At 48.5% G+C, this 14,481-nt stretch carries 11 protein-coding genes; 1 reads left to right on the forward strand and 10 read right to left on the reverse strand.

The window, feature by feature from the left end; translation table 11 throughout:
* Positions 1-36: 36 nt before the first annotated feature.
* The 3 genes from uvrC to uvrB are packed head-to-tail and all read right to left on the reverse strand — an operon-like array spanning position 37 to position 6,696.
* Positions 37-1,875 (reverse strand): excinuclease ABC subunit UvrC, encoded by a 1,839-nt coding sequence (gene uvrC / locus GX019_02890; protein HHT36104.1) that lies wholly within the window; start codon positions 1,873-1,875, stop codon positions 37-39.
* Complete coding sequence (gene uvrA, locus GX019_02895; protein ID HHT36105.1) at positions 1,853-4,708, reverse strand: excinuclease ABC subunit UvrA; 2,856 nt, start codon at positions 4,706-4,708, stop codon at positions 1,853-1,855. The genes uvrC and uvrA overlap by 23 nt, the downstream gene beginning before the upstream one ends.
* Positions 4,705-6,696 (reverse strand): excinuclease ABC subunit UvrB, encoded by a 1,992-nt coding sequence (gene uvrB, locus GX019_02900; protein HHT36106.1) that lies wholly within the window; start codon positions 6,694-6,696, stop codon positions 4,705-4,707. The genes uvrA and uvrB overlap by 4 nt, the downstream gene beginning before the upstream one ends.
* Before the next feature lie 159 nt (positions 6,697-6,855).
* Between uvrB and GX019_02905 the strand changes: the two genes are divergently transcribed.
* Positions 6,856-7,332 (forward strand): inorganic diphosphatase, encoded by a 477-nt coding sequence (locus GX019_02905; GenBank protein HHT36107.1) that lies wholly within the window; start codon positions 6,856-6,858, stop codon positions 7,330-7,332.
* Here GX019_02905 and GX019_02910 read toward each other — a convergent pair.
* The 7 genes from GX019_02910 to GX019_02940 form a co-directional block, all read right to left on the reverse strand.
* Positions 7,301-8,542: a divergent polysaccharide deacetylase family protein gene (locus tag GX019_02910; GenBank protein HHT36108.1), complete on the reverse strand. Its 1,242-nt coding sequence runs from the start codon at positions 8,540-8,542 to the stop codon at positions 7,301-7,303. The genes GX019_02905 and GX019_02910 overlap by 32 nt on opposite strands.
* A gap of 5 nt (positions 8,543-8,547) precedes the next feature.
* On the reverse strand, positions 8,548-9,801 hold the full coding sequence (locus GX019_02915; GenBank protein HHT36109.1) for a PDZ domain-containing protein: 1,254 nt from the start codon (positions 9,799-9,801) through the stop codon (positions 8,548-8,550).
* A gap of 48 nt (positions 9,802-9,849) precedes the next feature.
* A complete protein-coding gene (locus GX019_02920) occupies positions 9,850-11,055 on the reverse strand; it encodes a S41 family peptidase (GenBank protein HHT36110.1) in 1,206 nt (401 codons plus the stop codon).
* Between the two features lie 113 nt (positions 11,056-11,168).
* On the reverse strand, positions 11,169-12,281 hold the full coding sequence (locus tag GX019_02925; GenBank protein ID HHT36111.1) for a peptidoglycan DD-metalloendopeptidase family protein: 1,113 nt from the start codon (positions 12,279-12,281) through the stop codon (positions 11,169-11,171).
* A complete protein-coding gene (locus GX019_02930; protein ID HHT36112.1) occupies positions 12,269-12,790 on the reverse strand; it encodes a hypothetical protein in 522 nt (173 codons plus the stop codon). The genes GX019_02925 and GX019_02930 overlap by 13 nt, the downstream gene beginning before the upstream one ends.
* 109 nt (positions 12,791-12,899) lie before the next feature.
* Complete coding sequence (locus GX019_02935) at positions 12,900-13,742, reverse strand: YitT family protein (protein HHT36113.1); 843 nt, start codon at positions 13,740-13,742, stop codon at positions 12,900-12,902.
* Complete coding sequence (locus GX019_02940; protein HHT36114.1) at positions 13,735-14,481, reverse strand: WecB/TagA/CpsF family glycosyltransferase; 747 nt, start codon at positions 14,479-14,481, stop codon at positions 13,735-13,737. Before GX019_02940 ends, GX019_02935 begins: the two co-directional genes overlap by 8 nt.

Consider the following 14,481-nt stretch of genomic DNA (forward strand, 5'->3'; position numbering starts at 1 on the left):
AAATACACCCCTGCTCATGTGAACAGGGGTGTATCTTTATTTATCATGCATAAACTGGTAGATTTCCTCGGCCAATTTTTGATTAATACCTTCCACTTCGCAGAGCTCCTCTACACTAGCTTCCCGAATTCGCTTGGCTGTGCCGAAGTGCTTCAGCAGAGCCTGCTTGCGTTTAGGACCAACTCCAGGAATGGAATCTAGGACAGATCTCCGGGTCGCTTTGCTCCGCAGGTGGCGATGATAGGCCAGAGCAAAGCGGTGAGCCTCATCCCTTATCCGCTGCAGCAGATATAATCCCTGCGATTCTCGGGGCAGGATGATTGGTTCAGACTGGCCTTCTACATAAACTTCCTCATTTTTCTCTGCTAAACTGATAAAAGGGATCGCCAGCCCTAGTTCATCCCGGACTTTAAGCGCAGAGCTGAGCTGACCTTTGCCGCCATCGATCAGAACCAATTCGGGAAAATCGCTGAATTTATCACCTTCAACTTCACCTTTTTGTTCCCGCAATCCCCTGGTAAATCTGCGCCGGATTACTTCTTCCATCGCCTGATAATCGTTAGGTGCCCCTTCTACTCCTTGAATTTTAAAGCGGCGGTATTGATCATTGGCAGCTCGGCCGTCAATAACCACAACCATCGAGGCTACTACCTGACTGCCTTGAAGATTGGAAATATCGAATGCTTCGATCCGCTGCGGCGGCTCAGCTAGATCCAGAAGATGAGCCAGCTCCCACAAACCACGGGATATCTCCTTTTCTTTCCGCTCAGCCTGCGAGCGGGCAACATCTAAGACCATCTGAGCATTTTCAGTAACCATATCAACCAGAGCTTTTTTGTCACCCCGCTTGGGATGACGAAAGTAGACCCTGCTGCCGCGGCGGTCTGACAGCCACTCGCTCAGCAGATCAGCTTCTGTTAATTCCTCACCAGTGAGCACTTCTTTCGGAATCACTGACTGTTCATAGTAATACTGCTTTACAAATGCGGTTAAGATCTCACCCGGCTCCTCATCGATCCTGCAGTCAAGCATAAAGTGCTCACGGCCGATCAGTTTGCCTCCACGGATAAAGAAAACTTGAACGCAGGCTAGATCACCGGCGCGGGCAAACCCAAAGACATCCTGATCAATCTCATCTGCGGAAACAATTTTCTGCTTTTCCACGATCAGCTCTAAAGCCTGGATCCGATCCCTGATCCGCGCAGCGAGTTCGAAGTTGAGTTCTTTACTTGCTGCAAGCATTTTTTCCCGCAGCGAAGGAATCAGCCTTTCATGCCGACCCTCCAGAAATAAGCACACTTCATCGACAATTTTCTGATAGTCCTGCTTGCTGATCAAGCCAGCACAGGGTCCGGCGCATCTGCCGATGTGGTAGTTTAGACAGGGGCGGTCCCGCTGGCCTTCCTTGATGGTCTTATTGCAGGTGCGGATCTGAAACAGCCTGCGCAGCACCTTGATCGTGCTGCGCACTGCCGAAACATTGGTATAAGGTCCATAATAGCGGGCACCATCAGGCAATCTCTTCCGCACGAGAAGTACCCGGGGAAAATCCTCATTAACGGTTACCTTAATATATGGATAAGTTTTATCATCTTTTAAACGCACATTAAACCAAGGAGAGTGCTGTTTTATCAAGTTGTTTTCTAAAATCAGCGCCTCAATCTCAGAATCAGTGATGATATAGTCCAAATCGGCTATATGCTCTACCAGGATTTTGGTCTTAGGAGACTGATGGCGGGACTGCTGAAAATAGGATCTGACGCGGTTGCGCAGATTAACTGCTTTACCTACGTAAATGATGTCGCCATCCTGAGACTTCATCAGGTAAACCCCTGGTTTAGTAGGCAGATGATCAAGCTTGGCTTGTAAGTCCATAAATCTCCCTTCTTCTATCTATATCTAAAACCGCTTTCAAAAAATGTCCGGTGTAAGAATCAGGAGTTTCAGCCACCTCTTCCGGAGTTCCTGCGGCAATAACCGTACCTCCGCGGTCGCCGCCTTCAGGTCCAAGATCGATGATATAATCTGCAGTTTTAATTACATCAAGATTATGCTCAATCACGATCACGGTGTCACCGGCATCCACTAAGCGCTGGAGCACTTCCAACAGCTTGCGAATATCTTCAAAATGGAGCCCAGTAGTGGGTTCATCAAGGATATACAAAGTTTTACCGTTGCTGCGGCGGCTCAGTTCGGTTGCCAGCTTCACCCGCTGCGCTTCCCCTCCGGACAGCTGAGTCGCCGGCTGTCCCAATTTGATATATCCCAATCCAACGTCTTTAAGAGTCTGCAGTTTGCGGTGAATTTTTGGGATTGATTCGAACAGCTCCAAAGCTTCCTCAACTGTCAAATCTAATACGTCCGCAATTGACTTGCCTTTATAGCGCACTTCCAATGTTTCCCGGTTATAGCGGCTGCCTTTGCACACTTCGCAGGGAACATAAACATCAGGAAGGAAATGCATTTCAATCTTGATAATTCCATCACCCCGGCAGGCCTCGCACCGACCGCCCTTAACATTAAAGGAAAATCTTCCCGGCTTATAACCGCGAATTTTTGCCTCAGGAGTCATTGAGAACAGCTCCCGAATATAATCAAAGGTTCCGGTGTAAGTCGCCGGATTTGAGCGCGGTGTGCGGCCAATCGGAGCCTGATCGATATTAATAATCTTATCCAGATTCTCGATACCTTCAATCCGCTCGTGAGCACCTGCTTTCTGAGCACTGCGGTGAAGGTCATGAGCCAGCTGTTTATGCAGAATCTCATTAATTAAAGTACTCTTACCCGAGCCAGAGACCCCGGTAACGCAGATAAACAAACCGAGCGGAAACTCTACATCTATATTCTTCAAGTTGTTTTCTCTCGCGCCGATTATCTTAACCGACTTGCCGTTTGGCTGACGTCTAGCTTTGGGAACCGGGATCTGCTTCCGCCCAGACAGATACTGCCCGGTTAACGAGCTCTCTGATTTGCAGATTGCCTCATAATCCCCAGCTGCAACGATTTTACCACCATGAGCACCCGCCCCGGGTCCAATATCGATAATCCAGTCGGCAGCCTGCATCGTTTCTTCATCGTGCTCCACCACAATCAAGGTGTTGCCTAAATCCCGCAGATGCTTCAGTGTTTCCAGCAGGCGCTGGTTATCGCGCTGGTGAAGTCCGATGCTCGGTTCATCCAAAATATACAGCACGCCGGTTAAGCTGGAGCCGATCTGCGTAGCCAGCCGAATCCGCTGCGCTTCTCCTCCTGATAAAGTAGCAGCAGCCCGATCCAAGGTCAGGTAATCAAGGCCGACATTATCCAGAAAGCTCAACCGCTCCTTAATTTCCTTAATTACTCGGCGCCCGATCATCAGGTCGTTTTCGGATAGATCAAGTGCTGCAAAAAACGCCAGGCTGTCTCTGACTGAGAGGGCACTCACTTCCATAATATTCTTGTCACCCACGGTTACCCCTAACACTTCAGGACGCAGTCTCCGACCCCTGCAGGCAGTGCAGGTTCGCTCGCTCATAAACTGTTCTAATTCCTGCCGAGCCCAATCCGAACCACTTTCCCGATAGCGTCTGTTTAAGAAGGGGATCAAACCTTCATAGTCTGCGTGATAGGTCTTGGTCCGTTCATGGCGGTTTGTATACACGAACTTAACTTGCTCCGGTGCACCATTTAGTAAAACATCAAGCTGCTCCTCCGGCAGCTCTTTGAGGGGCTGATCCGGATCAATTCCGTATTCGCGGCACACGGCATCAAGCATTGCGGCCAGCCACTGGCTGCGGCTGGTGCGCCATGGAATCAAGCCGCCTTCGTTTAAGGAAAGATCATAATCAACGATCAAATCAGGATCAATTTCTAACCTGCTGCCCAGTCCATCGCATTCCGGACAGGCTCCATAGGGACTGTTAAACGAGAACATCCGCGGTGTAAGCTCTTCCATGGAAATACCACATTCGATGCAGGCAAAATGCTCGCTGAACAGCATTTCTTCCTGCCCAATCACATCAATAACCACAATTCCTTGCCCGTACTGCAGCGCAGTTTCGATCGAATCGGTAAGGCGGCTGCGGATATCGGAGCGGATTACAATTCGGTCAACCACGATCTCAATGGTATGCTTCTTATTTTTGTCCAGATTAAGCTCATCGGTAACCTCATGCAGCTCCCCATCAACTCTGATGCGCACAAAACCGTCCTTGCGGATATCTTCGATCACTCGCTTATGCTCGCCCTTGCGGCCTCTGATTACCGGGGCCAGCACTTGAATGCGGGTTCGTTCTTCTAAAGCGAGCACCTGATCAACAATCTGCTCTATTGTCTGCCGGCTGATTGGTTGGCCGCAGTTGGGACAGTGGGGCTTGCCGATTCTGGCATACAGCAGCCGCAGATAATCATAAATCTCAGTAATAGTTCCCACCGTTGAGCGGGGATTGCGGCTGGTGGTTTTCTGATCGATCGAAATCGCGGGTGACAAACCCTCAATGTAATCTACATCCGGCTTGTCCATTTGACCTAAAAACTGGCGCGCATACGCCGATAAAGACTCAACATAGCGTCTCTGACCTTCAGCATAGATGGTGTCAAAAGCCAGCGAAGATTTACCTGAGCCGGATAATCCGGTTATAACAACTAATTTATTGCGCGGAATCTCTACGTCAATATTGCGCAGATTATGCTGCCGCGCTCCCCTAACTATAATCTTATCGATACTCAATCAAGTAACCCCGCTTCCTGCCGTAATTCTTTAATTTGATCTCGCAGTTGGGCTGCCAATTCAAATTCCAACTCGTTAGCTGCCTGGAACATCTGTTTCTCCAAATCTTTAATATATCCTACTATATCTTTAATGGTTTTTTGATCAAGCTCAGCCTCAAGCTGATAGTCCGCTTCCTTTTCAGCAGCTCTAACTGCTTGAACAATATCAGTGATTTCTTTTTTAATCGTCTCCGGAGTAATACCGTGTTTACGGTTGTGCTCCATCTGCAGCTGCCGCCTGCGGTTTGTCTCGGAAATGGCTGCTTCCATAGAATTAGTAATTGTATCGGCATACATGATTACCCTGCCATTCACATTCCGGGCAGCCCTGCCGATCGTTTGTATCAGCGAGCGTTCCGAACGCAGGAATCCTTCTTTATCAGCATCCAAAATAGCAACCAAAGATACCTCAGGCAGATCCAAACCTTCCCGCAGGAGATTGATGCCAATCAACACATCAAACTCACCGACCCGCAGATCTCTGAGAATCTCGATCCGGTCCAATGTTTCAATATCGGAGTGGAGATAGCGAACTTTAATCCCCATCTCCGCGAAATAATCCGTCAGGTCTTCCGCCATTTTCTTGGTTAGGGTGGTAACCAGCACCCGTTCACCACGGTCAATTGTCTTTTGAATTTCTTCCAGCAGATCATCAATTTGGCCTTTAACCGGGCGCACGTGAATTTCCGGATCCACCAGTCCTGTTGGCCGAATAATCTGCTCAACCCGCTGCTCCTCATGCTCCATTTCATAGGGACCGGGTGTTGCGGAAACGAAAACAATCTGATTAATATGGGATTCAAATTCAGGAAATGTCAGCGGACGGTTGTCCAGTGCCGAAGGCAGGCGGAATCCATGTTTTACAAGCGTTTCTTTGCGCGAGCGGTCACCGTGGTACATTCCCCGAATTTGCGGTAAAGTAACATGTGATTCATCAACAAACATAAGATAATCTTTTGGAAAGTAGTCTAAAAGAGTGGAGGGCATCTGTCCGGGAGCCCTTCCTGAAAGATGCCGGGAATAGTTTTCGATACCCTGACAAAAACCCATCTGCTCCAGCATCTCCAGATCATAGCGGGTGCGCTGCTCCAATCGCTGCGCCTCCAGAAGCTTATTCTCTGACTTCAGTAAAGCCAGCTGTTCTTCCAGCTCCGCTTCAATCGATTTAATCGCCCGCTTCATCTTGTCCTCAGATGTAACGAAGTGCGATGCTGGATAGATTGTTACATCATCATTTTCCGCCAGTACTTCACCGGTGATGGGATCCAGCTCCAAAATGCGGTCAACCTCATCTCCAAACAGTTCAATTCTGATAACATTATCACTGGAAGCGGGAATTATTTCAATCACATCACCGCGGACGCGGAAAGTCCCCCGCTGGAATCCAATATCATTCCGCTCGTACTGAATTCCTACCAGGCGTCTGAGAATATGATCCCGATCGCGGAACTCACCGCTTTTCAAGGATAGGGTTAATCCGGTGTAATCCTCCGGAGAACCCAAGCCATAGATGCAGGATACGCTGGCGACAATTATGACATCCCGCCGCTCAAACAAAGCACTGGTGGCTGCGTGGCGAAGGCGGTCTATCTCCTCATTAATAGATGCATCCTTTTCAATATAGGTATCACTCTGGGGCACATACGCCTCTGGCTGATAATAATCGTAATAGCTGACAAAATAGTGCACAGCATTATGGGGAAAAAACTCCCGAAACTCATTGCACAGCTGCGCAGCTAAAGTTTTATTATGAGCAATGATTAGAGTCGGTTTCTGTACCTTCTCAATTACTTTTGCCATTGTAAAGGTTTTCCCCGAACCGGTAACTCCTAACAGAGTCTGAGCCCTGAGACCGCGGTCAATTCCATCACTCAGCTGCGCTATGGCTTTAGGCTGATCCCCTGCTGGATCAAACGGAGAAACTACCTTGAACGGTTTTGCTTTCATTGTCTGCGTTCACCTCATTATGCGGTTTGCATACCGCAGTGAAAATCGTTTATAATAACTTCATCCAGATACTCCATCGCATTACGCCTATTTTAAGCTCGTAATGATTATTATTATACCAAATATGAGAGGACGATTCCATTGCGTGAAATCTTAGTTATGGTAGAAATACCGAAAGGAAGCCGAAATAAGTATGAATATAATCCGGATGACGGCCTATTCTACCTAGATCGGATGTTATTCTCAGCTGTACATTATCCTGCCGACTATGGTTTTATTCCCAACACCCTGGCAGAAGATGGCGATCCCTTAGATGCTCTAGTTTTAGTAGGAGAAGCAACTTTTCCAGGGTGCATGATCCGCTCCAAGCCGGTTGGCGTGTTTGATATGTGGGACGAAAAAGGTCCGGATAAAAAAATTCTTTGTGTACCTGTTCAGGATCCACAGTGGAATTGGGTCGAGGATCTTAATGATGTTCCCGAGCACCTGCTCCATGAAGTAACCCATTTTTTCCAGGTATACAAAGAATTAGAGAAAAAGAAAACCAAGATCGGCAACTGGCACTGCCGCGAAACCGCCATTAGAATCATTGAAGAATCGATTGCTAGGTACCGGGATAATCAGCCGGTTGAGTGACTGCCTCACCGGCAGTCATCTCAGTTTCAGCGGCTTGCCCCTTCTCTGGATTAATCAACAGCTGAGATACGGGCACCAAATCAATGCCTGCAGCAGCAAACTCCGGAATCATTTCCCAAACTGCTACAGCAGTAGCGGAGCGAACGTGTCCAATCGCAATTGCCGAACCATCCCGAACAGCCCTCTTCATTATCTGCCGAAGCTGCTGTTTAACTGCTTCAACTTCGTTGACATTATCGATAAACAGATTATTCACCGCATAAGGAAGACCCACCGCGACAGCTGCCTGATCAGCCACCGATAAGGGAGTCGTAGAGCTGTCCAGAAAATAAAGTCCATGGTCTTTGATAACCTCCAAAACAATCCCCATTGTTTCGGCGTCAGCCGTAACTTTTGAACCCATATGATTATTCACGCCGGCAATCATCGGCAGATGAGCAATATTATCCCGCATGCGCTGCTGGATTTCTTCAGCTGCCATTGAAGTTAAGATGCCGCCTTCACCTAAATCCAGGTGGCTGTTTAGCGCTTCCATCGGCTGATGCAGAATTACCTCATGACCATGGGCAGCTGCCCGTTCCGCCAGCCGCACAGACTGAGGCAGATAAGGAATAATTGCTGTAGTAAGAGGAAAAGGATACTGTAAAAAAGCCTCTGCATAAACCGAGGAATAACCCCAATCATCAATCACTATGGCCAGTTTTGGCTTGTTATCTGCTAGTTGGATGCGGGGATTCATCTGGTTGATCTTCAGTTCAAACCCATGTCCTCCATCTGACAAGTACACCTTGGCTGTCATTTCTTCTTCATCATATTCCGTCTGAAAGGCCCAACCATGCTCTGCCCACAGCTTTGTTTCCAAACTGATGATCAAGTCATAGAGAGCATTTTCGCTCGCAGTTGGAACAATAAGATACTCAGCCCGCCTTGCATCCGAATCCAAGCTGGAATCCAGCACTAAATAACCGTGCAGTTCAAACACAGCCGCGGCACTGGCCAGCTTGTCCTCCATTTCTAGAAATGGATCGAGAGTTTCCGGCTCCTCGAGAACAATGCTGTTCGCATCTCCGGACCCAACCGGCGTTTCCGCAGCCGATTTACTCATGGCCACCCACACAGCCGCAGTGCTGATCAGACAAATACTGACAACTATCAAGATCGAAGTGCTGAAGGAACGCCCAATCTGTTTGCCCTGTATATTCTGCTCCATCTTTCTCACCCCTTAAACTTCTGCCGCAGATGTTTCAGCATCCGGTTAAACCACGGTTCACGCATTACCATGTAAACAGGTTGATTTGGCTGCGGGGCAGGAATAAACCCAAGCGGTGGAATCTTTCCTTTAAAGTTGATTACCCGCGGTGGACTCTTGTCAATCACATTCTGCACTGTCAGCTTCGGGTCAATAACCCAGGGACCGATTTCTGCGATTAAATGCTGCGGACTTTCTATTCGAACATCATTAACCTGAAGAATTACATCACCCGTTGCTAACCCCATTTTAGCAGCCGGAGAATTTGGATACACATCCAAAACCATTACGCCGTTCGTATAGGTAAAGACAGAGCTGCGGCGTTTCTCCCGCTCCTGCCCAAACCTGATCACCCATTCATGGCCTAAAGGGGCAAACAGCACTGGAATAAACTCTAAATACCTGTATTTATCTGCCACCAGCGTCAGCCCCAACAGCACAATACTGTATAAAAATAGATTTCTGGCCGAATAAGCGGTTTTTTCTTCCGGCAGACTCGAAATTGCGATATCGCTGTAGCCAAGCCCGGCAAAGATCGGCGACAGTCTAAATACCAGAGTAAATCCTGCCGGAACCAAAAGTTCTGGTTTTAAAAGCGGCCACCAATCCGGCATCATAATGCCTGTTTCTAAAGCACTGCTTAATTCTACCGCCGCCAACACCGTAATAAATGGCAGCGGCCAAAAACGCTGCAGACTGAATCCGCCAACAACTTTACCCTCGCTGTTTTGAACGTACAGGGGCATGGGGTTGCGGGGTCCGTTCAGGAATATCAGCAGCGCTTCCACCAAGTGCAGTACTGCCACTAATCCCATGATCGAAGTTACACTAACCTTTGGAAATCCGAAGATCAGGTAGAAAAGGCTGACCAATCCGCCTGCATAGGCAAAGCAGAGAAAACGCGGATTAAAAATCATCAGCGCCAGCGCTGTCAGCCACACAAACGCTATTCCTGTCGTAGACAAACTGATACCCAGCGATACAAAGATGATGCTGGCAACGATTCCGCCCAGCAGACCATAGCCTAAACTGATCAGCGACTCTTTCAAAGGGCTGCCCCTATTCAATCCAAACATCCGCCGCTGCAGAATGTACACTCGGCGGTATTGGCTGTAGATAATAACGCCCAGAACTGCTAAGATCATCAGATAAATCGGATCAAACAGGATATAAGGCAGTACCCGGAAAATCAATGCAATTATTTCAGGTAAATTGCCCACTAGTCTAACCTCCATCTATAAAAAGCCCCGGAGAAATCCGGGGACTAATTATTCTCCATTGATTTGACTGCGAATGATTTCCAGCGCTTTGTCAAGCTGCACATCTACTTCTGCTTCATCAAAGTAAATTGCAACCTCCTCTTCCTCGCTGATTTCAATCACATAATCAGGTTCAATGCCTACTTCATTGATGTCATGTCCTCCAGCGGTCAGATACACCTGTTCAGTTAAACTGATCGCACCACCACCGCGAAGCGGTACAATTGACTGCACTAAACCTTTGCCAAAGGTGGTGGTTCCCACCAGCACCGCCAAATCATGATCCCTAAGCGCTCCGGCAACAATCTCTGATGCGCTGGCACTGGAACCATTGATCAGCACTACCATCGGAATCGGATTCCTGGTATTCTCGGCAGAGGCTGTAAAACTGTGACGGTTTCCGTCCCGATCTTCCAAATGCACAATGGGACCGGTATGAATAAACTCATCAGCTACCTGCAGTGCTGCGCTCAGAGTTCCTCCAGGATTAAACCGCAGATCTAAAATCAGTCCGGCCATACCTTCCGCTTCCAGCTGGTCCAGCGCTGTTCTCAACTCGGAATAAGTTCGGTCTGAAAAATTGGTTAACTGAATATATCCAATCCCCGGTTCAAGCATCTCCGTCCGCTCGATCGAGTTAACAGAAATAAGGTCCCGGACAATAGAAACATCGAGAATTTCTTCATCCCTTTGAATAGTAATAGTCACTTCTGTGCCCGGCTCTCCCCGCATTAAGCTTGCCGCTTCATCAGTAGTCATATAGTTAGTGTCGCGATCTTCAATCTTTATGATCCGATCATTGCCGCGCAAGCCTGCCTGTTCACCGGGAGTGCCTTTGATGGGAGAAATGATTGTTAACTGCTCATCGCGAATTCCGATCACAATTCCAATACCGCCAAACACACCGGATGTATCACTCATCAAACTCTCATAGGCGTGCTGATCCATATAACGCGTATACGGGTCTTCGAGCGCTTTAGCCAGCATTCCTCTGATACTGCCCGTTTCCGCATAAGCGCTGAGCAGGTCGGATACCTCTACCGGTTTATAAAACCGTGACCTGACCAGTGTTACGATTTCCAGCAAACTGCCGGCATCATCGGTTACTACTGCGGACTCGGTCCCCACACCAATACTTGGGAAGACTGAACCATACAAAAATGCTGCTAATAACAAGAGTACGGCTGTTGATAAGACTAATACTCTGCGCTTCACCGGATCACCGCCTTTTTCTACTATTTCTATTCTGGTCCTCTGTCTCAATATTACAGTTCACATCTTCATATGATTTCTCAATGAAACCGTCGAATTCCTGCAAAGTCAAAAAGTTAACTCAACCAAATCCATGGATCAACATGTTCTTGATGCTGGCGGACCTCAAAATGTAGATGAGGACCGGTGCTGAATCCGGTAGAACCGACTAAAGCAACAGCATCTCCGGCGCGGACTATATCTCCCGGTTTAACCAGCAGCTTAGAGGCATGGGCATAAAGTGTAGACAAGCCCTCCCCATGATCAATAACCACTGTCAATCCATAGCCATTGGCATCTTCGCTGAGAACTACCGTGCCATCAGCTGCAGCCCGAATCGGGACTCCAGCATTGACCGCCAAGTCGATCCCGGTATGGAAACGCTCTTCCTCATAGATGGGATGAAAGCGCATGCCATAATCAGAGGACACAACTCCCTTTTCATCCAGCGGCCACACAAACTCCGAAAAGCCAACGCTGTCCCGCACCTGTTTCTCCAACTGCCAGGCGCGACTTTCTTCTCGATATATCTTTCGCGTTAATTCCGAGATTTGCTGCCGGATAGCGGCATTATCCTTCTTTTTATCCGATAGCTCGCTGCCGGCACTTTTCAGTTCAGCTTCTAACCTACTCAATCTGGCCTGCAGCTCTGCTTGCTCCGCCATCAGAGCGGTCAGCTGCTTCTGACCCTGCTGGTTCTTTCGCTGCTCCGTTTTGTGGGTATCTGCAGCTGCTCGGTACTCTTCAGCGCTTTTATAAAGCAGGTAATCCAAGAACAATCCAGCATTTGGATTAACCGGCTGGCCTTTTCTTAAAGCTGAATCAGCACTTCTGCTCAACTTGGCAAGTTGTTCTTGAGACCGCCGGCTGTGAATCTCTGCGGATTTACCTCTGGCAGCAAGCTTTTCTTCAAGATCGGCACGCTCCGCAGCCGCTTGATTAATCGCTTCCAGAATCTCCGCCTGCTCTGTCTTGAAAGCATCATACTGTTTTTGCTGCTGATCAAGTTCGCGAGCTGTTTGCTCCACCTTGGTCTCCAGCTCAGCCAGCTCTGCCTGCATCTTCTCAATCTGAGCCTTTGATTCAACGTAAGACTCCCGAATAACCGTAGGATTATCCCCATCTGCAGCCGCAGCCATCCCGGTAAATGCAGTAAATACTACTAATAATAAAACAATTAGGCGGCGCATTGATTCCCACGCCTCCTAAACAATCTAACACCATGAATACCTGCTATGGCAGCAGCAACACTGAAAACCAGCACCATTAAGCCATAAATTCGCTGTAATGCTGCGCTAAAACCAGCAAGCTGAGCAGCGGTTTCGCCATGGTACGCAACATATTCCACACCGGCAAGTTCCTGAACCGCTTCAGCAGCTGACGCTCCGGATTGTGGCTCAATGCTGACATCAAGATAATGCGGCATTGGTTCCGCTTCCGGCCAGGGATGACCTAGGGCCGCTTCAAACTCAGCCGCTGCCTGCTCGGCATCGAAAACTGTCACCGCAGCAACACCATCTACTGCTCTAACTGCAGATGCGATTCTGTCAAGATCTGCACCGTGTTCAGGAAATACCCGCATAATGCTGCTTTCAATCACCGCAGCATGGAGTTCGCGCACAGAAAAAATTAAGCCGGCAGTTAGGACACACAGCAATACAAACACTGCCAGCAGTGGAATGCCCTTATTATAAGTCATAATTAAACTCCCTCCACTAACTTATGTTAGTTATGGTATCGGACATTCCCATTATAGACCAATCTAGGGCAATAAACAAGGTTTCAGGGCTGGCAATAACTCGTATTCCTTACATTCTTTTGAAGCCTTCCCCAAGTACCTCATGAACATCGCTGATAACTACAAACGCATTGGGATCAATTTCCTTGACAAGCTCCCGCAGACTCTGGATCTCGGAGCGAGAAACAATCACATACAAAACTTCGCGTTCAGCTCCAGTATACATTCCTTTGCCAAACAGCGCAGTTGCTCCCCGTTCGAGCTTAGTGAGAATCATCTGGCCAACTTCTTCTGTATGATCGGTGATGATCAATGCTGCCTTAGCATAACTCTGTCCTTCCTGAACTACATCGATTGCTTTCGTGGTGACAAATACGGCTAACAGCGCGTATAAAGCCAGTTCCGGTCCAAAGACAAAAGCGGCCAGGGCAATCACAAATCCGTCCACAAATAAAAGTGCTCGCCCAACTGATGTAGGGAAAAATCTAGCAATCAACTGGGCTGCCATATCAGTTCCACCGGTGCTGCCTCCAAAGCGGAAAGTGATCCCCAGTCCCACACCGGTAATCACACCTCCATACACCGCCGATAAAAGAGGATCCGAGGTCAGGGGCACCGCCCACCGCTGAAACAAGTCAACTAAGAGCGAGAGTGTGACTGTGCCGACAAAGGTCTTAGCACCATAAACCGTTCCCAGAATCCTGATTCCGGCAATGAATAAAGGGATGTTTAAAGCCAGCATGGTCAGACCTACCGGGAAATTAAACAAATGATACGCTACAGTGGACAACCCGCTGACGCCGCCTGCAGCAATCCGGCTCGGGATTAAAAACCAGCTCAGCCCAAACGCGGTAATGACCACACCAAAGAGTACGCCAAAATATTCCCGCAGTTTTTGAACGAATTTACCCATTCGCAGGCTTACCTCCTGAAAATAACCTTTCAAACAGCACCCATAAAGCAAACTGAGGTAACGCTGCCGCCCGTCCTACACGCGATGGCTGCTGGAGGATGCGATACAGCCATTCCAAACCAAACCTCCGCATCCACCGCGGCGCGCGGCGAACGGTTCCGGCTAGAATATCAAAGCTGCCCCCCACTCCCATTGCTACCGGTACCCCTAGTGAGGCAAGGTGAGCTGCCGCAAACTTTTCCTGTTTAGGCACTCCCAGCGCTACGAAGAGTATGTCCGGCCGGGAAGCTTTTATCTTTTCTAGCACTCCGTTCAGATCCTCCTGCTTAAAATACCCATGATGAGTGCCGACAATGTTGATACCATTATATTCCTCAGCTATTCTATTGGCAGCCTGCTCTGCTACCCCCGGTGCTGCTCCCAGCAGAAAGACCCGCCATCCGCGGGTGGAGCTTTCTGCCAGCATGGCCTGCATTAATTCAACGCCGGGTACCCGTTCCGGTAGCGGCTGTTTGAGAATTCTGCCTGCCCAGATCACGCCGATTCCGTCAGGAACAACCAGATCTGCCCTCTCGATAATCTCGTAAAGCAGTGGATCCCTGTTAGCAGCTACGATCATCTCTGAGTTAGCAGTGACTACTAAATGCGGTTTAGGCTGCTTAATCATTGCGGCAATCTCGGCAACCGCCTCATCCATGGTAACTTGATCAATTTTTACTCCCAAGATGCTGCTTTTCAT

The organism is Bacillota bacterium, assembly GCA_012837335.1.
Classification (GTDB): domain Bacteria; phylum Bacillota; class Limnochordia; order Darwinibacteriales; family DTU012; genus DTU012.

Bases quoted from the DNA above. Each gene is read 5' to 3' on its own strand.
- GX019_02905 (HHT36107.1), top strand. From the start codon at position 6,856: ATGGTAGAAATACCGAAAGGAAGCCGAAATAAGTATGAATATAATCCG.
- uvrC (HHT36104.1), bottom strand. From the start codon at position 1,875: ATGGACTTACAAGCCAAGCTTGATCATCTGCCTACTAAACCAGGGGTT.
- GX019_02940 (HHT36114.1), bottom strand. From the start codon at position 14,481: ATGAAAAGCAGCATCTTGGGAGTAAAAATTGATCAAGTTACCATGGAT.
- GX019_02930 (HHT36112.1), bottom strand. From the start codon at position 12,790: ATGACTTATAATAAGGGCATTCCACTGCTGGCAGTGTTTGTATTGCTG.
- GX019_02935 (HHT36113.1), bottom strand. From the start codon at position 13,742: ATGGGTAAATTCGTTCAAAAACTGCGGGAATATTTTGGCGTACTCTTT.
- uvrB (HHT36106.1), bottom strand. From the start codon at position 6,696: ATGAAAGCAAAACCGTTCAAGGTAGTTTCTCCGTTTGATCCAGCAGGG.
- GX019_02925 (HHT36111.1), bottom strand. From the start codon at position 12,281: ATGCGCCGCCTAATTGTTTTATTATTAGTAGTATTTACTGCATTTACC.
- GX019_02910 (HHT36108.1), bottom strand. From the start codon at position 8,542: ATGGAGCAGAATATACAGGGCAAACAGATTGGGCGTTCCTTCAGCACT.